The 21,470-nt window shown below is 50.7% G+C and carries 15 protein-coding genes; 9 read left to right on the top strand and 6 right to left on the bottom strand.

Going from position 1 to position 21,470, the window contains the following annotated elements; translation table 11 throughout:
- The first annotated feature begins 290 nt into the window (after positions 1–290).
- From psbB to ACP5D4_RS10605, 5 genes are all read left to right on the top strand, one after another.
- Positions 291–1,826 (top strand): photosystem II chlorophyll-binding protein CP47, encoded by a 1,536-nt coding sequence (psbB, locus tag ACP5D4_RS10625; protein ID WP_428011603.1) that lies wholly within the window; start codon positions 291–293, stop codon positions 1,824–1,826.
- A gap of 130 nt (positions 1,827–1,956) precedes the next feature.
- Complete coding sequence (locus ACP5D4_RS10620) at positions 1,957–2,052, top strand: photosystem II reaction center protein T (protein WP_428011602.1); 96 nt, start codon at positions 1,957–1,959, stop codon at positions 2,050–2,052.
- 154 nt (positions 2,053–2,206) lie between these two features.
- A complete protein-coding gene (gene nrdR / locus ACP5D4_RS10615; RefSeq protein ID WP_428011601.1) occupies positions 2,207–2,749 on the top strand; it encodes a transcriptional regulator NrdR in 543 nt (180 codons plus the stop codon).
- A gap of 293 nt (positions 2,750–3,042) precedes the next feature.
- Positions 3,043–4,017, top strand: a complete 975-nt coding sequence (locus ACP5D4_RS10610; protein ID WP_428011600.1) for a 30S ribosomal protein S1 — start codon at positions 3,043–3,045, stop codon at positions 4,015–4,017.
- A gap of 240 nt (positions 4,018–4,257) precedes the next feature.
- Complete coding sequence (locus ACP5D4_RS10605) at positions 4,258–5,001, top strand: HAD family hydrolase (RefSeq protein WP_428011599.1); 744 nt, start codon at positions 4,258–4,260, stop codon at positions 4,999–5,001.
- On the opposite strand, the gene ACP5D4_RS10600 is transcribed toward ACP5D4_RS10605, so the two are convergent.
- Positions 4,998–6,368, bottom strand: coding sequence for a 1-acyl-sn-glycerol-3-phosphate acyltransferase (locus ACP5D4_RS10600; protein WP_428011598.1), 1,371 nt, complete (start codon positions 6,366–6,368; stop codon positions 4,998–5,000). The genes ACP5D4_RS10605 and ACP5D4_RS10600 overlap by 4 nt on opposite strands.
- A gap of 158 nt (positions 6,369–6,526) precedes the next feature.
- Here ACP5D4_RS10600 and ACP5D4_RS10595 point away from each other — a divergent pair, with 158 nt between their 5' ends.
- A complete protein-coding gene (locus tag ACP5D4_RS10595) occupies positions 6,527–8,566 on the top strand; it encodes a protein kinase domain-containing protein (protein WP_428011597.1) in 2,040 nt (679 codons plus the stop codon).
- Between the two features lie 104 nt (positions 8,567–8,670).
- Here ACP5D4_RS10595 and ACP5D4_RS10590 read toward each other — a convergent pair whose 3' ends face one another.
- Entirely contained in the window at positions 8,671–12,348 is a 3,678-nt protein-coding gene (locus tag ACP5D4_RS10590) for a helicase-related protein (RefSeq protein WP_428011596.1), read from the bottom strand.
- A gap of 1 nt (position 12,349) precedes the next feature.
- Entirely contained in the window at positions 12,350–15,151 is a 2,802-nt protein-coding gene (locus ACP5D4_RS10585; RefSeq protein WP_428011595.1) for a hypothetical protein, read from the bottom strand.
- A 722-nt stretch (positions 15,152–15,873) separates the two neighbouring features.
- Between ACP5D4_RS10585 and ACP5D4_RS10580 the strand changes: the two genes are divergently transcribed.
- Together ACP5D4_RS10580 and ACP5D4_RS10575 are read left to right on the top strand one after the other, a co-directional pair.
- Positions 15,874–17,091: an ABC transporter permease gene (locus ACP5D4_RS10580; RefSeq protein WP_428011594.1), complete on the top strand. Its 1,218-nt coding sequence runs from the start codon at positions 15,874–15,876 to the stop codon at positions 17,089–17,091.
- A 28-nt stretch (positions 17,092–17,119) separates the two neighbouring features.
- Positions 17,120–17,536 carry a hypothetical protein gene (locus ACP5D4_RS10575; RefSeq protein WP_428011593.1) on the top strand — a complete coding sequence of 139 codons (417 nt, stop codon included), beginning with the start codon at positions 17,120–17,122 and terminating at the stop codon, positions 17,534–17,536.
- A gap of 12 nt (positions 17,537–17,548) precedes the next feature.
- Here ACP5D4_RS10575 and ACP5D4_RS10570 read toward each other — a convergent pair whose 3' ends face one another.
- Positions 17,549–18,217: a DUF2834 domain-containing protein gene (locus tag ACP5D4_RS10570; protein ID WP_428011592.1), complete on the bottom strand. Its 669-nt coding sequence runs from the start codon at positions 18,215–18,217 to the stop codon at positions 17,549–17,551.
- A gap of 341 nt (positions 18,218–18,558) precedes the next feature.
- Between ACP5D4_RS10570 and ACP5D4_RS10565 the strand changes: the two genes are divergently transcribed.
- Positions 18,559–19,767, top strand: a complete 1,209-nt coding sequence (locus tag ACP5D4_RS10565; RefSeq protein ID WP_428011591.1) for a glycosyltransferase family 4 protein — start codon at positions 18,559–18,561, stop codon at positions 19,765–19,767.
- A gap of 58 nt (positions 19,768–19,825) precedes the next feature.
- Here the strand turns inward: ACP5D4_RS10565 and coaBC are convergent, their stop codons facing one another.
- On the bottom strand, positions 19,826–21,043 hold the full coding sequence (gene coaBC, locus ACP5D4_RS10560; RefSeq protein WP_428011590.1) for a bifunctional phosphopantothenoylcysteine decarboxylase/phosphopantothenate--cysteine ligase CoaBC: 1,218 nt from the start codon (positions 21,041–21,043) through the stop codon (positions 19,826–19,828).
- A 36-nt stretch (positions 21,044–21,079) separates the two neighbouring features.
- Positions 21,080–21,292, bottom strand: a complete 213-nt coding sequence (gene isiD / locus ACP5D4_RS10555) for a protein IsiD (protein ID WP_428011589.1) — start codon at positions 21,290–21,292, stop codon at positions 21,080–21,082.
- Between the last annotated feature and the right edge of the window lie 178 nt (positions 21,293–21,470).

The following is a 21,470-nucleotide window of genomic DNA, read 5'->3' as shown; positions in this document are numbered from 1 at the left end:
TTAACATTAAAAACCGTCTCCGAATCGACCCCAAACACAAGCGAGTCGATGGCAGAAGACGACGACAGCCAAGGGAGCGTCTCGATTCTTAAAATCCCTTGCGATCGACTCTCACAATCGATACACTTCTTTAATAATCTTTAATTAAAGCAGCGCCTAACCCAACTGTAATTGCTCCGCCATCGACTCGCGTACCCAAAAAGGCGTCGCGCGATCGAAGCGAGAGTAAGATACAGACTCGTAAAATAGACAAGCGTTGACTAACCCGTCATAAAGGAGGAGCGTAGTCAATGGGACTACCTTGGTACCGCGTACACACAGTTGTCCTGAACGATCCAGGGCGATTGATTGCTGTACACCTGATGCACACTGCCCTGGTTGCAGGGTGGGCGGGATCGATGACTCTCTACGAACTGGCAGTCTTCGATCCCAGCGATCCCGTACTGAACCCCATGTGGCGTCAAGGGATGTTCGTGCTGCCCTTCATGGCACGCCTGGGCGTGACCGGCTCTTGGAGCGGCTGGAGCGTCACCGGAGAAACCGGAATCGATCCCGGATTCTGGTCCTTTGAAGGCGTCGCCCTGGCCCACATCGTCCTGTCCGGTCTGCTGTTCTTAGCAGCCTGCTGGCACTGGGTGTACTGGGATTTAGAACTGTTCAGAGACCCCCGCACCGGGGAACCCGCTCTGGACTTGCCGAAAATGTTCGGCATTCACCTGTTTCTGTCTGGATTGCTCTGCTTCGGTTTCGGAGCGTTTCACCTCACCGGGCTTTGGGGACCGGGGATGTGGGTGTCCGACCCCTACGGCTTAACGGGAAGCATTCAACCCGTAGCGCCAGCCTGGGGACCCGAAGGCTTTAACCCCTTCAACGCCGGGGGCATCGTCGCCCACCACATCGCGGCTGGGGTGGTCGGAATTATTGCTGGTTTGTTCCACCTTTCCGTTCGTCCCCCCGAGCGGCTGTACAAAGCCTTGCGGATGGGGAACATCGAAACAGTTCTCAGCAGCAGTATCGCCGCCGTGTTCTTCGCCGCTTTCGTCGTGGCGGGAACCATGTGGTACGGCAGTGCTGCCACCCCCATCGAACTGTTCGGACCGACCCGCTACCAGTGGGATAAAGGCTATTTCCAAGAAGAAATTCAGCGTCGCGTTCAATCGAGCGTTGCCGCTGGTGCCAGCCTCTCTGAAGCTTGGGAACAAATTCCCGAAAAACTGGCGTTCTACGATTACGTCGGCAACAACCCCGCTAAAGGCGGTCTGTTCCGCGTCGGTCCGATGAACGAGGGTGACGGTCTGGCCCAAGGCTGGCTGGGACACCCGGTCTTTACAGACGGAGAAGGTCGCGAGCTGAGCGTGCGTCGGATTCCGAACTTCTTCGAGACCTTCCCGGTGGTTCTCACCGACAAAGACGGCGTCGTCCGGGCGGATATTCCCTTCCGTCGGGCTGAATCGAAATACAGCTTCGAGCAAGCTGGCGTGACGGCGACCTTCTACGGTGGCGCCCTCGACGGTCAAACCATCACCAACCCGGCCGAGTTGAAGAAATACGCTCGGAAAGCTCAGCTGGGCGAACCGTTCGAGTTCGATCGCGAAACCTTAGAATCTGACGGTGTGTTCCGGACTAGCCCGCGCGGTTGGTTCACCTACGGACACGCTTGCTTCGCGCTCTTGTTCTTCTTCGGTCACATTTGGCACGGTTCTCGGACGCTGTTCCGCGACGTGTTTGCAGGGATCGACCCCGACCTCGACGAAGATCAAGTCGAATGGGGTGCGTTCCAGAAAGTGGGTGACAAAACCACGCGCGTCAACCAAGAAACCGCGTAGACTCGTCACTTTCACTTCGGGTTAATCGAATCGGTCTAACGAAAATTGTGTTCTCCGTAACTACAATCAGTTCGTTAGACCGTTCGACTTGATACACTGGACATAACAAAAAAGCCCTTCCCAAGGAACTATGGAAAGCGTAATTTACATCTTTTTCCTCGTGGCCGCACTGGCGGTGTTGTTTTTCGCCATTGCCTTCCGCGATACTCCCAAAATCGGCAAATAATCGCGAAGGGTTCGCGATGGCAGCCTAGCCCCAGTGTCGTAAAATTTACGAAATTTCGCGACACCGCTATTAGACGTGTGGCTTTCTTTAAGTCGCACGTCTGTTATCATGTTTGTAAAAACTTGTCAATTTAGGGTCGAAAACCCTCAATACTATGCGTTGTCCTTTCTGCCAACATACGGAAAGTCGCGTTTTAGAATCTCGATCGACCGAATCGGGTCAAAGCGTGCGACGTCGGCGACAGTGTTTGGCCTGTAACCGCCGCTTTACCACCTACGAACGTATCGAGTTCGTCCCGATTACTGCGGTCAAGCGAGATGGAAAACGCGAATCCTTCGATCGCTCGAAGCTCCTGCGCGGTATGGTGCGGGCTTGCGAAAAAACCTCGATTTCTTACGAACAGCTCGAATCGATCGTAGACGAAATCGAAGCCAAACTCCAACAGCGACCGAAACGAGAAGTTTCCACCAACGAAATCGGAGAAATGGTCTTAGGCTATCTCAAAGACCTCAGCGAAGTGGCTTACGTGCGCTTTGCGTCCGTCTACCGCCAGTTTCAAGGAGTCCGCGACTTTGTCGAAGCCCTCGATCGACTGCGGGCCGGTCGTCTCGACCTTCACGGCGGCGTCGAAACCTCAGATACCCTCGCCGTCGAATCCGAATCCGAAACGCCTCCCTCTTGCATAGCGCGGCCGTAACCCTGCCACCCCCCTATTGTTACCGAAATCGGCGAAAACATCAGCGTGCGATCGCAAAATATTAATCAAATCCCCCACTCTAACAACAGCGAAATCCTTTAGAGTACGGTAGAATTTGATATGTTAATATCGATCGCCTTCAGAAGAAGGTGATGTGGTGTTTCGTCAAAGGAGGGCTAGTCCGCGCTCGAAACTCTTACAGTCCGTCTAGCGTCCTACCTGCTCGACTCTGTAACACCCATCAGCCGGAGGCAAACCCCAGTTATGGAGATACAGTCCTAGGAAAAACACGCATGGTCAATCAGAACGTAGCAACGCACAGAGATATTGGTTTCACTCACGAGGATTTTGCCGCCCTACTCGACAAGTACGACTATCACTTCAGCCCCGGAGACATCGTGGCGGGTACGGTATTCAGTATAGAGCCGAAGGGCGCTCTGATTGACATCGGTGCGAAAACCGCTGCCTACATTCCGCTACAGGAGATGTCGATCAACCGCGTCGAGTCTCCTGACGAGGTGTTACAAGCCAACGAAACACGCGAATTCTTCATCCTCATGGATGAAAACGAAGACGGGCAACTGACCCTCTCCATTCGCCGCATCGAATATATGCGAGCTTGGGAGCGCGTCCGTCAACTCCAAGCCGAAGACGCAACGGTTCATTCCGGCGTGTTCGCCACCAACCGAGGTGGTGCCTTAGTTCGCATCGAAGGTCTGCGCGGATTCATTCCCGGCTCTCACATCAGCACTCGCAAGCCGAAGGAAGAACTCGTGGGTGAAGACCTGCCCCTGAAATTCCTCGAAGTGGACGAAGAGCGCAACCGTCTGGTTCTCAGCCACCGCCGCGCCTTAGTCGAACATAAGATGAACGGTCTCGAAGTCGGCGAAGTGGTCGTCGGAACCGTTCGCGGCATCAAGCCTTACGGTGCGTTCATCGACATCGGCGGCGTCAGCGGCTTGTTGCACATTTCGGAGATTTCTCACGATCACATCGACACCCCCCACAGCGTCTTCAACGTCAACGACCAACTGAAGGTCATGATCATTGACTTAGACGCCGAACGGGGTCGGATTTCGCTCTCGACCAAGCAATTGGAACCGGAACCCGGCGACATGGTGAAAAACCCGGAACTCGTCTACGAGAAAGCCGAGGAAATGGCCGAGAAGTTCCGCCAACAAATGTTGGCTAAAGCCCAAGGTGGAAGCGACGCCGACGCAGACAGCGAATACAGCGACGAAGACGAATTGGTTTCTGCAACCGACTAAGTCCAACACCGTTGAAGCGACTGGTCGCCACACTATACCAGTCGCTTTCGCTTAGGAGGGAAGTTTTTCCCTCCTTATTTTTGGGGAAATAAGGAGTTGAGTTGATGGGATGATGGGGTCAGATCCCCGGCATCTCGAAGATGCCGGCGATCTAGTAGGGATATAGTAAGAGATCTAGCAAGAAAACTGTCTTCATTGCCTCACTGTTCCCGGTTCCCCGTTCCCTGTTGACTGTTAAAAATGGCTTTTTGTATTCAATGCCGCGACATAACGTTTCGCGATATCGAGGCGGTGGTGTTCGATAAAGATGGCACGCTCGAGGATTCTCAAGAGTTTTTGCGAATTTTGGGAATTCAACGGGCCCGGCGACTGGACGCGCAAATTCCCGGTTCGGGAGAATCCACCCTCATGGCTTACGGCATCGACGGCGATACCCTAGACCCGACGGGACTTTTAGCCATCGGAAGCCGTCAGGAAAACCTCATCGCCGCCGCTGCGTTCGTGGCGGAGACGGGACGGGGTTGGATGGAGTCGTTAAAGGTGGCCCAACAAGCTTTTGAAGATGCCGATCGAATTCTGGGAAAACCCCAATCCTCGCCGCTGTTCGTGGGATCTCTCGACGTGCTGCAACATTTGGCGGAAGCGGGGTTGAAGTTGGGGATTCTCTCGGCGGATACCACGGCCGGGGTGGAACGGTTCGTGAAAGAACACCAGCTCGATCGCTATATTTCCGTCCGTATGGGGGTCGATCGCGGCCCCAGCAAACCCGATCCGGTGCTGTTCGCCAACGCCTGCGACGCGCTGGGGGTCAAACCTCAAAACGCCCTGATGGTGGGAGATTCCCCCCTCGATATCGAAATGGCACAGCAGGCGGGGGCGGCGGGATCGATCGGGATTTGTTGGGGAACTCCCGAAGCGGCGCATTTGGAAGCGGCGGACGTGGCGATCGATCGACTCGACGATATCCGCGTTGTCTCCCACTAGCGAATCGTCTGTTCTAAGGCCCCTTGTAACTGCTGGGTTAAATCCGCCACCGCCTGACGGCTTCCGCGACGCCCCGAAGTGTAGGTATCCCAAAAGTCCAGGGTGGACAGGGAATCGCCTACCGTCAGCCGAACCCGTCGATCGCCTAACGGTTTCAAAGGTTGCGATCGATCGCAAATTTGATTGAAGGTTTCCTGCAACAAAGCCAGGGTATCGGCGAACCGTTCCACCGTAGGCTTTTCGCGCACGTAGTCCCCGGTGACAGCGACGAAATGCTCTACCAGGCGCATATGCCACATCCGTAACTGCGATTCCGCCGCAATGCGATCGAGCAGTCCCCGTTCTACGGCCGAGAGTCGTTCCGGTTGCTTCATCTCCTCCCGATAAATCCGTTCCCATCCCGCCTGTTCCACCCGGCGACAGCGATCGATCGCACTCCCCTTCGGCCGCAAGTGAAAATAAGACTCCGACACCTGCAACGCCGCATCCAACAACGCCTGCAACCGTTCCGACAGTTCCGCGTTGGACTGGGGCATTTCCCCCTCGTGGGGTAACGGTTGCTGGTAAGTGCGGGCGTAAAACTGCTCCATCAACACCACCAACCGACCCCCCAGACGATACAACCGAGGATAAAGCCAATCTTCCGGCGAGGCGAAATCATCAGGATCTAACCCTTCCGAGTCCAACCCACAGGCGATTTCCAACTCCTGCAAACGACGGGCGATCGATCTCCACGGTGGCGAAACGAACTCGTACTGAATTCCCAGCGGAACGATCGCCACAGAATGGGATTTTCCCGCCTTCTGCAAGTCCTCCGCCGCCCAAAACGCCAACTGCGCCACCCCCGGTTCCAAAGGACTGATAATTTCGTTGTGGCCGTTCGTCGCCCCTTCCGGGGCGGCGGCCATGGGAAAGCGACCGAAAGCCAACAGTTCCCGGGCCGATCGCAATCCCACCCAATCCAACTGACCGCGACGGAGAGAAGTTCCCCCTAACTTAGAAAACGCCCAACCCGTCCCTCGCCCCAACCAGAGGGGAATACCACGATCGTAAATAAAATGGAAGTGGGTCGGCGAGGGCAGATCGATCGCCTGCTGTCGCGCCACCTGGGGCAACAATTCCCACATCAGCGACGCCAAACAGAGGGGATCTGTCGGTTGCGGATGTCGAAACGCCACCAGCAAGCGGGTTTCGCCGTCGCAAAACTGACGGTACAGCTGCGCCAACCGTTCGACGTTTTCGCCCCGTACCTCTTGAATTCGGGCTTTCCACCGCCGCACGAGGGGTAACGCCAACTTCGCCAACTGCCGAACGCCAGGGTTGAAATCCGGCGGGATAAACTCTAACGGAGGACTTGCGATCGCCATGATTCTGTCAGATTCGAGATTAACTCCGTCCTAACACGGAAGGTCTCCTCTTATTTTGGCAATTGTGACGACTCGGGAAGTGTGGTTTCGCCGCGTTTGAAGCCCTTCGTCCCCTCGATAAAATAAATCCACACCTCTGATTTCACGTTTTGCCCTTTATGCAGCCTCCGCTTTCTCCCGGCACCCTCTTACAAAACCGCTACAACATCGTGCAAACCCTCGGACAAGGAGGGTTCGGGCGCACGTACCTGGCCGAAGATCGCGGACGCTTCAACGAAGAATGTGCGGTGAAAGAGTTCGCCCCCACCAACACCGAACCCGCCGCCTTGGACAAATCCAAGGAACTGTTTCAACGGGAAGCGGAAATTCTCTACCACCTCCACCACCCGCAAATCCCCGAATTTCAAGCCATTTTCGAGGAAAACCAACGGCTGTTTATCGTGCGAGATTACGTGCGGGGACAGACCTATCAAGACCTTTGGCGCGATCGACGCCGTCGCGGGGAAAGCTTTTCGGAAACGGAAGTGACGCAACTGTTACGGCAGTTGCTGCCCGTTCTCAGCTACATTCACAGTCAGGGGGTGGTTCATCGGGATTTGTCCCCCGACAACCTCATCCGCCGCGACCGCGACGGTTTACCCGTTCCCATTGATTTCGGCGTCGTCAAGGAACTGGCCACGCAAATTCAAGCAGGGGATACAGTTTGTCAAGCCACCCTCGTCGGGAAAGTCGGGTATTCCCCCAGCGAACAGTTGCAAAGCGGACGCGCCTATCCTCACAGCGATTTGTACGCTTTGGGGGTGACGGCGATTGTCTTGTTGACGGGACGGGAACCGCAAGACCTCTACGACGATGGAAATTTTGTCTGGAACTGGCAATCTCGGGCCTCGGTCAGTCCCCAATTGAGCCAGATTTTGAGTAAAATGCTGGCCGAGCGTCCGGTCGATCGCTACGGAAGCGCCCAAGAAGTCCTCGACGCCTTAGCTGGACTGGCGAACCGACCCGATACGGTTCCGGTTCAAAACGCCCCGACTCCCACCGCGCAACCTTCGCAAATGCAAACGGTGGCCGTCGGACGCCGACCGGAACCCCTGTCTCAAAGCCGAAACGATTCTCGTTCGGCCCCGTCGATTCGCGAACAACCCTCGATTTGGGAAAATCCGGCGGTGGTGGCCTTGGCGGTGGCGGTTCTGGCGTTACTGGCGGGGTGGAGTTCTTGGACGCTGGTGAAAGCGTTTTTCGGGTCGGGAGACGAGGGGAGGAATCCCCCACCGGAACAGCCGTTCGAGATTCCCACGAAGACGCCAACGCCGAGTCCGAGTCCAACGCCGAGTCCAACGCCGAGTCCAACGCCGAGTCCAACGCCGACGCCGGAAGAAGAGATTACGTTCGATCGCATTCTGGATTTGACCCCAGGGACGAGGTTCCAAACTCAAGGGGTTCTCGACGCCAACGGTACGGACAATTACCGATTTCAGGCGGACGCCGGGTCGCGATTGAATGCGTTTGTGGAAGGGGAACGGGTGGTGTTGACGGTGTTCGACCCCCTGGGAAACCCGGTGGCGGGTCGATCGCAGCGGGTTTTCGGTTGGGAAGGGGAACTCGAAATGGACGGTCAATATACGGTACAACTGAAAACCGTTCGCGGTATTTCTGAGGGCGCATACGAACTGAGTTTAAGCCTGACGGAAGCCCCCACGCCAACGCCGACTCCGACTCCAACTCCGACTCCGACTCCAACTCCAACTCCGACGCCAACGCCGACTCCGACGCCGACGCCGACGCCGACTCCGACGCCAACGCCAACTCCGATTCCTACGCCGACGCCAACTCCCACACCGACACCGACTCCAATTATTCCCACGCCGCCACCGTCGCAAGTGGAAATCGAACGGTTGAGTTTCCCAGCGGGACAGGACGACGTTCAAGTGAGGGGGACGACTCGTCCTCAAGTCATTAAACGCTATTTGATTCCGGTGGCTGGCGGGCAGATTTTTTCGGTGGAACTGTATCCGATTACGCCTGCGGGGACGGAGGTGAGTTTTACGGTACGTTTACCGAACGGTCAGCGGATTCCGGAAGCGAGTAACGTGGTATTTTGGCAGGCGAAAATCGAGCGAGGTGGGACTTATCAAATTGATGTGGTTGCGCCCCGTTCTCATCCGTTTGAGTTGAGTGTGAGCGCCCGAACGCCTTAGTTTTTGGGATTGGGTTGAGAGGAGGGATTTTAATATTTTTGGGGTGCAGGGATTCACCACTGAGACACAGAGAATACGGAAACTTTTGGCTTTCACCATACTTTTTATTCTTTGTCAACCCCTAAAATTAGATTTAAGATATTGAGTTCGGTGGAGGTGAGAAGATAGCGATCGGTAAAGCGTTTCGATCGAATATGTTCGAGGCTATAACTGCGGAAAATGAGAAAGGGAAAATCGCGGTATCGATCGCCGATGGGTAAGACTTGTTCGGAGGGATATAATTGACGAATATAACTCTTTAAAATCCTGTGAAACTCTTGTTTTTCGGGTTCGGGTTCGCCAGACTGGAAATAGTCGCGGATGAGGTTTCCGACGAGAAAGGTAAATAGGGGAATTGCATAATATTGGTCGTTCCACTGACTCTGTTGTTGAAGTCGTTGAGTGTATTCGTGGGGGTGACGCAGTTCTTGGATGAGGTCGATTCCCCGTTTGACAGATGCTTTGAGATTGGGGGGAGAGTCGGGACTTTCTCGAATGGCGATCGCTTTGTTTAAGATTTCCTGGGTTGCGTATCGTTCGATTTCCGATAACCGCATTTCGTAGGTTTCGGATAAAGTGGTTTCGCGAATGGGAACCAATAATAAACTTCCGCAAACGTGACCTTGTTGGACTGGGGGAATGTCTAATAAACTGTCGAGTCGATCGCAGTATTGTTTGAAGTCGCGATCGAAGGTTTCTCGCAGGGTCAAATAAGGGGTTCCAGACGGAGTTTCGCGAAGGTCTTCCGATCTCAATAAAAATTCGCCGCGACTGAGGAGGGTTTTTAAACTCTCTGCTAAAGCCTTGACGGTGGTATTTTGGCGATTGCGATTGGCTTCTTTTTCCAAATCTCGAATCAAGGTCGCCAACTGACCGCTTAAACTCTGGCCCGAGGCGGAAACGGATTTTCCACCGATAGGAATCATCATAAATTTGTAGCGTCCGATATTTCCGTATCCTCGCATCCGCGTCAAAATTGCAGCTTTGAGAATGACCAACAAATTTAACAGACTGAGGAGACTTTCTTGCATCGAGAGTTGAATGCTTTCTGCGTCTGCATTTTCATCGTAATAAATGGCGCGATCGCACAGATAAAAGGTTAAGTTTTTCTCCGCATCGTCCAGACTTTTGCGTTCTCCCCCTTCCCAAAACTCGCCGCGACCGCGATAAATCACCTGAATGATTTCCATTAAATTGGTTTCAATTTGGAATTGGGGAACTTCAACTAAAATATGTCGCGATTTAGGAAAGGACAAACCGCGACTGGCGGAAGAGGTCATAAAAACGACCTTGACTTGATTTTGATACGCTCGAATTTGCTGTCTTTCCGCATCCGATAGATTCGAGTGTACTTCTAAATAGTGTTCCCGTTTGACGAATTCCTCTTGACTTCCTTGGGTTTTAATCGCTTCGATTAACTCTTGCAATCGCCGTTTGTTTTGGATGTAAACCAAAATTTGACCGCTATCGGGATTGCGGAGAAGTTCGGTTAAATCCTCGAAAATTTGCGCTTGGACGGCTTTCGGTAGTTTTTCTCGTCGTTCGGCTAACCAGTCTTGGTTATAGCGAACCGACTCGATAAATGGTTTGTAAGTAATCGCCAACCGTTTAGCGGGGTAGGAGTTGGCGTTGATGGCGATCGCCGGAAATTTCTTAAAGGTTAAGTCTTGACAAAATACCCCTAATTTTTCTTCTTGGTTCTTGACTTGACGAACGAAAATTTTATCGGGTTCTGGAGAAGAATCTTCGAGATGTTGTTGAATGACATTTCCATCAACGATCGACGCATCGGCGACAATGACTTTCAGGTTAAATCCCGATTCGGGATTCGCCAGGTTGTATTGTTTAATGATTTTATGAATTCCATGGAGAAATTCGACGCCGCTATCGTCTCCCGTAATTTCATCTATGGCGATAAATAAATGTTTGATGCGACTGGAGAGTTGTCGCATCTTCGTCAAATTCACTTGTCCTTCTCGGCTGTTGTAGCATCCCTTAAAAATTTTTTCAAAATGGTCGAGTGTATTTCGTCCATGTCGGTTAATTCTCAGGGATTGAATACAAGCTGTCGCGACGACGGTATTGGAAATGGGGTCGTTGATAGCGTTGTAAATGGCTTCGCAGAGGGTGGACAACACGCCAGGTTTGTTACTGGAATGGTCTTGGATGTTGCGATCGCTAATGCGTTCGAGTGAACGATAGGAATGCGATCGCGACGCTGGCGGTTCGTCGAAGGGGATAAATTGAATGGCGTGGCTGGAAAAGCGACCGGAATGCTGTCCTGAAATATACTGAACCGCTTTTTTGAAATGCTGTTCGTCGAGAAAGTTAGAGTTCGTGGTAGTACAAAATAGCCGGGGGTCGCAGAGTTCCCCAGTTTGCGAGTCTCGGAATTTCTCGATAATGTCTAAATTGACTTGTTTGCGAGGACTGACGTAGAAAAAGAGGAAGCCTTCATCGACTTTCGACTTCAAAAATTCGACAATGGCGGTGGTTTTTCCAATCCCTGGATTTCCCGTGAGAAAGAGAAAGGTCTTATCGGAGTTGAGAGACTGCTTCACCGCTTCAGCGTGAGGACTTCTCAAGTCTTGGGTAGATTGGAAATCCTCGAGAACTTCTCGATGAGGTGTAATGACATTCACCGTATCTCGACCAAGGTTCGTTAAATTCGCGATAAAGGGTTTCCCATCCTGAAAGCTTCTGGCGACGTTGCGGCGAATAATGTCGAACAAGTCTTGTCTCGCAGTGGCGATATCCACATCTCGGGTTTCCTGGGAATAGATATCGCGACAGGTTTTGAGAAATTCGAGATGTTTGGAGTTTTGAGACCGCAGAGACATAATACTGAGGGATCGATCGCTATATCCCACAACGTTGATGTGAATATCTTCAGTGGCGATATTTTTTCCGTCAATCGTCTCGGAGTGTCTCAAAAACTGATAGAAGCTGTATCCGTATCCTCCCGCTTGAATAAACTTAGCAGTTTCCTTATCTTCCCGTTTAAATGCAGTCAAATATCGCTTCAATTTATCAGAAAACTCAAAATCGAGGCTGTCGTCGCTTCCGGTATCGAGTCGCAGTTTCGCGAAAACGCTTTTCGATTTCAGGTAATTGATTTCTCGTCGCAGCAGACGACGGTGATGGTCTAAGGTTTTATCGTCGAGATTCAGCAAATCCTCCGCTTGTCTGACAGAAAACACCGACAAATCGACCACCAAGATTTTCAGTTTGCGTCGGTGTCGCAACAACAACAGCGTATCAGCTTGCAGAAATTCGCCTTTTTTCTTCTCATACTTTCGTTGAATCTCTTCTAAATTGGCGGTAAATTCTTCTCCGAGTTGAGACAGCCAGTCTTTAATTTCTTCGAGTCGATCTTTCGGATACACCCCCATACTGTTGTCTCTGGAAAAACAACATTGATAATAGAGAATTTCTGGCTTACGCTTCGGATACTTTTCAAGAGATTGAAGATATTCCTTAAAAAAGTTCAAGCCAGAAAGCCAACCTTTTTGAATTAAAAACAGTCCCCAGATTTTGATTTTTTCGATATCCCCCGGATCGACAATTTCAGACTGGCTACAAATCTGTTCCAGCATTTTGGGGAATTCCAAATTCTGGAGGTCTCGTCGATACAAGTCTCCAAAACGATGACGGATTTCCTGCTGTTCGATCGCCGTCAAAATTCCGATATTAAACGCGACCTCAAACAGCCGTCCGAGATTTTCTCCAACTCGATCGATCATCTTAAGTGTCCTCCGCTTGCTGTTTTTCCTGAGAAGAAGGCTTGGGGTTTAAAATCGAAGTCACTTCCGTTAAAAATGCCAAGTTATTAAAATTGGTTCGTCCGTCCATATGTTTGAAAATTGCATTTTTATGCAAGGAATCCTCGCCGATAATCCGTTCGTAGGGGTCTAGCTTGAGTTGAGGATTTCGCTGAGTCCGTTCTAATCGGAAAAAGTGAAAGAGAGTTAAATATCGCAGGATATCTTGTTTCAAAGACCCGTCGCGAATGAGTCCCTGTCTCAAATCGTCGTCGTCGAGAACCCCAGGATAAATATTTAACAGGGTCGAATAGGACATGACGCCGTTATAAAACCGTTCCTCTGGCTTTCCGACAGTGATTCCATTGAACAAGTTAAAAAAGACCACCACCTGCTGACTGGGATCTTCGACTAGATTCAGCAGGTTACTCGTATCCTGAAGCTGGTAAGACGAGGATTTGAGGCTGTGTAATTTACGGACGTAATACTTGTTGAAGAACATCGGATAAATATGGATGTCTTCCAAATCCCCCACCATCGATCGAATTAGGGTTGGTGACATGAAGTAAAATTGGCGTTCGTCCTGAACTTGCGTGACGTTCAGATTGCTCGTATAGGGAGCTTGTGCGATATATAAAATGTGACGATAGCCATGTTGGTGGAACTGATGAACGATATCGCTGAGAATAGAGGGGTGTTGGAATAAATCGCGATCGCGATAGTTTTGGGAAAAGGTTTTTCGCAGTTGAATGCGGATTTTTCCATGAGTTTCGGTAATTCCGATCGATTCCCCAAATAGCGTTGAAATTCCCGGGGTGCGATCTCGATTCGATCGCAACCTATCACTCTCTAAACTCGACACCACAATCAAGCCTAACTTATCTAACGAAGGCTCTTGAGTCGCTGACGTATTGTTGAAAGTAAAGGTTTGCGGTAACACCGAATACAGAGACGCCAACGCATTCTGTATTTTGAACGAACTCCTCTGTTTAATGCGGACGCCTTGAGAGTTCGATCGATGTCCATCGTTCAACAAGTGAGCCGTGACTTTCGATAAATCCGCCATGAACTCTTCTGACAAAGACGGATTCTCAGAATCTCCTTCGTGGAACCTCAACATCGGAACGAAAAGAGGTTTCTGAATTTTTTCAAGTTCCTCTAAAATGACTCGCAACGTCACGTAAAACAACAGAGACATCGTAAAGCGATAGATAAATCCCCGAACGGCGTTACATCGGCCTCGATCTAAGTGACGGTTGTTATAGGAAAATACAATAATGTTTTTGTGTCGAAAACTATTGCTACTGGCTTTTCGACTCAGCTTTCCATCTGGCGTGACTAAAATGGGAACCTGAGAAATCCTCTCGATTCCAGCATACTCAATATCAAACCTCTCTTGATCGGAAGTTTGATAATAGCGAATATCTTCAAATTTGAAGGTCGCGGAAAGCTGACAAAAGGTATTTCCGGAAGGGAAATTTTCTCGAATGGTCAGGTAACGAAGACATTTCTTCGGATTTTCACCGACGACATTTTCAAAAATGTGACCTTGACTCAAAGCGTCTTCGTCGTTTTCTAAAATTGCGCGACTGACGCCAATTTTACGATGAAAATATTCCTCAGACAATTTTCCTTTTCGTTTAACAAACTCTTGTAAAATCTGTTTCAGCTTGTTGATTTTAGCTTTGAGATTATAATCTTGCGTAAATTCGAGAACGAATTCACGTAACGTTTGTGTTTTGAGGTCTTCGTCGTTTCCCTGAAAAACAGGTAAGATGCGATCGTCGAAACTTTGACCCACATCGAAATTGATATCCGCTTCAGGATTTAACTGGTTGGAATTGTGGTCTGTTGCAAATACGAAGTAATAAAGTAACAACCGTCTCAAAATTTTTCGAGACAGGGTGTCGGGTTCAGTTTCCTGAAGTTGTTCATCCCAATTGTCTGGGTTGAGAATATGCAAGTTGTAATCGAAAACTGGCTCTCCGCCACGAGCCTGAACGGGATTTCCAAATTTTAACTTGACGCCAAAGGTGAAAGTTCGTTCGATTCCGTCTTCACTGGTGGTTTCTCCCAAACTGTCCGAAAGAATTGGAATAATCGGAAGTGCGTCGAGAGATTCAGCTCGAGAAAACCAATCTTTGTAATTGAGGGTTTCTCCTCGATAGCTAACCTCGTAATCGCCATCGGTTTTATCGGAATCGTTGATGTAGGATTCGATCGCTCTCAGTCGCCGCGTCAAATCTTTCAAATAAACCACATCAGGATTTTCTTCTGCTTCAAGCTGCTTTTGAAGGTACTCCAAATAGCAAATTTTGGCTTCTTTCTTGAGTTTTCCCAGGGATTCCGTATCCACCAGCCGCTGCAAACGGTAGAAATCGGAATTTTCTCGATCGATTAAAGTTTCTAAAGCCTCCTGAGCGTCCTCCAAATCTGCTTCGTCTTCCGCCGCCAACCGTTCTTCGAGATAGTTTTCGAGTCCCCGTTTCATATTTTCCTGAAACTGTTGGATATCCCGAACGGAAATGGTCACTTTGTGGAATTTCAGCAGCGACTCGCTTCCGGATTTATGCTTTTGGGTTTCCAACCCCGATGCGGACACGGAGGACGCCTTGGGAAAATTAAATTGCAGTCCGAGACGGCTCGAATTTTCTCGGTTTAATTTTTCTATAAAGCCATCTAATCTGAAATTTTCTTGTTGCAGAGTCGAGGTTAAATGCTGGGAGATTGCGTCGTGAATGCTGGTAATTAAGCCAGGAAATTGAGCTTGGCACTCTTCGACCAAGTTTAAGGTTATCGATCGCCCTCTTGGGTTACCAAAAATTGGATCGGAGATTGGCTGTCTAGAAATATTTAAGGTAATATCGTCTAATTGAACGAGAATACGATCGGCTCGATTGTCAAGGTTTTGTCTGACAGTAAAAAGATTTTGTTGTCGGATATTTTGTAATATTACTGTTAATAATTTTTCGTAATCGACGACAGGTAAATTACTTTGCCCTTGCTCTAATACGTTCATTTTACCTCAATCCAAACTTCAATTTTATCCCTACTATAATACCAGAAGACAAACGTGCGATCGAGTAGTTTTCAAAAACCTTTACGTCAATTTATATTAATATAAAAAATAGAGAAATACCCGTCTTAGGGTCGATCGACCCTTCAAGAGTTCCCTCCACGTCCAACAAAATAAAATCCAAACTGACGTTTGCCCCTGCAATCTTAGCGGTAAAATCGTTAAAATCGAAAAAAGGTCTAACCCAGACGAGCCGGGTTAAACCCCTCCCCTCGTCGCCTCAAGCCAACTTTTCCACCAGGGCGAAAACCAGGTTGACACTTAAATAACCGACCAGGGCGACCAAAAACAGGAACAGCCCAATGCTAAACACAGATCTGAGTTTTTCCATGAGAGAAACTTGTCCTCAAAAGTGAATTATCCAACGTTGTCCCGGTGGAACGAGTCAATTTCTAAAACCGCCCGAACCGCGATCGCACTCTGAACGCACCATGAACATTGTAGAATCCCTCAAAATGGCAGGTCAAACCCTCGTGTCCAACAAGCTGCGAAGCAGTTTGACCATGTTGGGTATCATCATCGGGAACGCCTCCGTCATCGCCACCATCGGCGTAGGACAAGGGGCCCAGCGATTCGTCACCGAACAGGTATCTTCCCTCGGAACCAACCTGCTGTTCATCATCCCCGGAAGTCCCGAAGCTCAACGTCGTCCCGTCTACCCCCCCCAAACCCTAGTTTGGGAAGACGCTCAAGCCATCGAAGAACAAATTCCCTCGGTGTCCAAAGTCGCCCCACAACTTAACAGCAGCGAGATGGTTTCTTATCGCAATCGAAACGTCTCGGGATCGATTTACGGAACCACCCCCGAACTGCTCAGCGTGAGAGATTTCGATGTCGCCCAAGGGCGATTTATTAGCGACCTCGATGTCCAACGAAACCGAAAAATTGCCGCCCTCGGTTCTGAAATAGCGGAACGGCTGTTCGGCGATACCAACCCCATCGGCGAACCGATTCGCATCAAAAACGCTACGTTTACGGTGGTCGGGGTGATGCAGCCAAAAGGTTCGACGTTTGGCACAAATCTCGACGAAACTGTTTTCGTTCCCGTGACGACGATGGCGAGTCGCATCGTCGGACAAACCTCACCTTACGGATTGACGGTAACGTTTATTAACGTCAGTATTGAAGACGAAACCCAAATGGACGCGGCCAAGTTCCAAATTGAAAACTTGCTGCGATTGCGTCATAAAATTGTTGACGAAGACGATTTTACCGTTCGCAGTCAAAAGGATTTACAGGAAACGACCAGTGCGATTACGGGAGCGTTGACGACGCTTTTGGCGGCGGTGGCGAGTATTTCCCTGTTTGTGGGAGGAATCGGGATTATGAACATCATGCTGGTGTCGGTGACGGAACGAACTCAAGAAATCGGACTGCGAAAAGCGATTGGAGCCTCTCAAACGGATATTTTGATGCAGTTTACCATCGAGGCGGTTTTGTTATCGGTGATGGGTGGATTTGTGGGAACCGGAATCGGTGTGTCTGGCATCTTATTAATTAGTAAGTTCACCACGTTTCAGGCGGGCTTGTCGTTTACAGCCATCGTCCTGGCTACTGGTGTTTCCGGTGGTATTGGCTTGATTTTCGGCGTGTTACCTGCTCGACGGGCGGCAAAACTCGATCCGATCGTGGCGTTGCGAACGGTTTAATTTCCCATTTCACCACGCTTGACCCAAAATGTCTTTTTCTGTCCCCTTTTCTCCCGGTTTCAAACTGGCCGTTATCCTGTTTGTCTTCGGGATATTTGATGAAGCGGCGATCGCACAAATTCGACTTTCCTCGGATTTCGATCCCGATCCTTTCCCGGTTACGGGAATTTCCGGTGGCGAACAATATACTCGCGATTGTGGCTATATCAGCGGTTTGCCGAATTTTGCGGTAACGTTAAATGAGGAAATTGAGGATTTGCGGCTGTTTGTGGAATCGGAGGCGGACGTAACGCTGTTGGTGGAAACGCCGTCGGAACGGTTGTGTTCTGACGACGTTTCCGAACGGATGCCTGAGTTGTCGGGGCGGTGGGAATCCGGTGATTATTATATTTGGGTGGGAGATTGGGGCGAGTCGGGAGAGTTTACGTTGTATTTCGATCGCTAAGTATTTCGATCGCTAAGACGATGCGGTTTCCACTGAACCCACCTCAGCCTCGGGAAGCGGCGGACGCAGCGACAGATACATCACCAATCCCAACAGGGGAATCAGCGACGCCGCCCAAAATACGCCGCGATGGTGGAGTCCCCGCCGTTCCATGTCGTCTTGGAGAAGGGTGGGAACCAGCAGACACAGCATACAAAAATCGAGAGTCATCACATGAATAAAGCGGTTGTCGTACCATTGGAGAAGGAAATCGTTCCAGTCTCCTTGGCTGATTCCGTAAGCGAGACAGACGATCGATCCCAGGGTTAAAATGATGCCTAAAACCCGCGAATCCCAGAATTTGAGAACGGCGGTTTTCTCGCCGCTAAAGCTGGGGTTAGGTTCCCGTAAGGCGAGATAGGGCAAAATGGCAAAGGCTCCCACGCCGAAGGATGCCGCAGCAAACGGCCAAGCCCCGATTTTTTGACCGCGTCCGTCGGCGAAAAGCAGGCAACTATAAGCAAAAGGTAAGATGCCCATGAGGTTAAATAGGGCGACGATAATGGGGTTGATGTCGCTCCAGTTTCCCGAGGAAAGGTCGAGGAGTAAATCGAGGGTTTCGGGTCGATCGGGTGGGGCGAAGCCAAAGGCGTAGATGAGGCTAATTAGCCAGAGTCCGCCGAAAAGCAGTTTTCGGGTCATGGTTGGAGTTGTTGTTTTAAGTGAGTTTTTTTAGGGTAGAGGTTGGGGCGATCGAATTTCAAGCGATCGCGTTTTTTTAGCACAGAGACACAGAGGACACAGAGGGATTGATGATTTTTGGGGTTCGAGGGTATTTTTAAGTTATATTTTAAGTTATATTTTTGAGTTTTAATTTTAGTTTTTTGACTCATTAAAAACCAGGAATTCTGTGTTATTTGTGCATCTGTGGTTAATATTTTTGATAAAAATTTATAAAATATATTAATTTGTTGCATTTATTGAAAAATAGGGATATTTTTGAAGGAATTTGATACAGTTTAGAAAACCCTAAATTAAGCCTTATGAACGTTTTAAGTGTATCGGCCACCTTTCCCTATCCGCCCAGTCGAGGCGGAACACAAGTTAGAACGTTTAATTTACTCAAGTATTTGAATCAGTACCATGCTGTAACCTTGGTGACGCAACGTCAAGCGGGCGTAACGGAGGAGGAAATCGAGGCGTTGCGGGGTTACGTGAGCGAACTGGTGGTGTTCGATCGACCCCCCAGCGACGAGACGACTTCCTTAGAAAAAGCCAAACGGTTTGCGGGGTTTCTCGTGGGGGGAACGCCGCCGAGTGTCTTATCCTATCGATCGCGCCCCATGCAAGAATGGATCGATCGGGCCGTAAAATCGGGAAAATACGACGCCATCACCTGCGAACACAGCGTCAACGAGATTTTCGTCCGTCCCCAATGGCGAAACCACCTCAAAACCCTCGTCAACATCCACAGTTCCGTCTTCGGAACCTGTCGCCAGCAAATCGAAACAGGAACCGCCGAACGTCCCCTGCGCGATCGCCTCAACCTCCCGCTGTTGTTCCGCTACGAAAACCGCTACTGTCAGAAATTTTCCAACATCGTCGTCACCACCCCCGAAGACGGGGCGCAAATGAAATTTTTCAACCCCGACAGTCGCATCGCCGTCATTCCCAACGGCGTCGATCTCGAACTGTTTCCCATGCGTCCCGCCGATCCCGGCGGCCATCACCTCGTCTTTGTCGGGGCGATGGACAACATCGCCAACATCGACGCCGTAACCTTTTTAAGCAAAGAGGTACTTCCTCGAGTCCAAGAACGCCACCCGGACACCCAGTTAACCCTAGTGGGATCGAAACCCGTTCCCGAAGTCCAACAACTGGCGGAGATTCCCGGCGTCACCGTGACGGGGCGAGTTCCCTCGATGGCGGACTACCTACACAAAGCGACGGTATGCGTGGTGTCGATGCGAATCGGGTACGGGATTAAGAACAAAACCCTAGAAGCGATGGCGGCGGGAACCCCTGTCGTTGGGAGCGATGCGGGATTAGAAGGGTTGCGCGTCGAAGGAGAAGACATTCCCTTGCGGGCGTTGCGGGCGAACCGCGTCGAGGAGTACGTCCGAGAGATCGATCGCCTGTTTGAAAACCCCCAGTTACGAGAAACCCTATCTCACAACGGACGGTCTTACGTGGAAACTCAGTTTACCTGGGAACGAGCCGGACAGTTGTACGAACGGGCGATTTCGACGTGAAGGGAGCCGGGGAGAGGGGGAGATGAGGAGAAAGCCCCATCATCCCATTACCCCATCATCACAAACGTCCGACCCAATCGAGTAAATAATGGGCTAACTCTAACTTGGTGCAGGAGTCGATCGAACTTTGGTTTCCGTCGGCGTCGATAAATACCGCTTGATTGAGATCGCTTCCAAACCCCGCGTTGGGGATATCGATGGGGTTGGCGACGATCGCATCGAGTTTTTTCCGACGCAGCTTCTCTAACGCAGGCGTTACGATATCTCCCGTTTGTGCCGCAAACCCAATAATGCGCTGGTGGGGTTGTTTGCGTTCCCCTAACTGTCCCACAATGTCCGATACCGGAACCAGAGGTAAGGCTTCGGGAAGTCGGTCTTTCGCCAGTTTTTGACCGTATTTCTGGGCGGGTTTTACGTCCGCCACCGCCGCCGTCATCACCACCCAGTCCGCCTCTGGGAGAAATTCAAACAGTCGTTCTTCCATCTCTTCGGCGTTGGCGACCGAGACGCCCCGAATTCCTGTTAAATCCGAGACAGCTTCCGGCGTCACCGCTCCGTACACTAGGGTCACTTTGGCGCCGCGATGGGCAGCTGCCCGCGCCACGGCCACCCCCATTTTCCCGGTGGAGGGGTTGCCGATGAAACGCACGGGGTCGAAGTATTCGCGGGTTCCTCCGGCGCTGACGAGAACGTGGCGTCCGTCCAAATCCTTGACGCCGTTGGTGTGGAGTAACGAGGCGATGTGGGTGACGATGCGATCGACCTCTGCCATGCGTCCGACGCCGACGCGATCGCAGGCTAAGCGTCCCGAACCCGGTGCAACGCCGTGAAATCGGGAGTCTTCCAACAGTTGTACCCAATTGCGACGAACGGAAATCTGTTCCCACATATCCGTATTCATGGCCGGTGCCACCAACACGGGACAGGTGGAGGCCAAAATCGTGTTCGTCAGCAAATTATCCGCCAACCCGTTAGCGAGTTTGGCTAGGGTGTTGGCGGTCATGGGGGCGATAACGATAAGATCGGACCATTCCCCCAGTTCGATGTGTAGGGGACGGCCGCGCAGGGACTCCCAAAAATCCGCGTCCGTGTAAGCGGGATGGCGACAGAGGGTCGCCACCGTCAGGGGGGTAACGAAGGCTTCCGCTCCTGAAGTCAAGACAGCGCGAACCTCCGCACCGTCTTTGGCCAACCTGGAGATTGCTTCACAAACTTTGTAGGCAGCAATGCCACCGGTCAAGCCGATGAGAACCCGTTTTCCAGTCAGTAATGACATTCAAGCGTATAACTCGAGACTGCTCCGCGCGAACAGTTAACTTTCGTCGCAGTCTTCAAATTCTAATAGATAGATGTAGGGTTCGACGAGTTCCGGTCGTTCGTAGGCGATCGCCCGTAACAGATGCCAATCGTCTAAGCCTTCAAACGGATTGGCATAGGCATCTGCATCGAGACGATCTGCCAGTGTTTTGACATCGGCTTCTGTTAAAGCGGAAATATTTTGACGAGATACGCTTAATGTCGTCATGGCTCTCACCTCCCTAGGATCGAACGGTTTGAAGCCTGCGAATGGGCATTCTCCGTTCTCTGTGTTTCATCTTAATGCGATCGCCTGTGTTTGAGGGGGGTAGATTTACGTTTTGTTATTTTATTTCTAAGTACAGGACAAAAAAGCTGAAAGCCTGAGCTTAAGCGGGATAGAGCAA

The organism is Baaleninema sp. (assembly GCF_049974805.1).
Classification (GTDB): Bacteria; Cyanobacteriota; Cyanobacteriia; order Cyanobacteriales; family Geitlerinemataceae; genus Baaleninema.
Note: the sequence above shows the minus strand (reverse complement) of the source record. Positions and strands in the feature narration are given on the sequence as shown.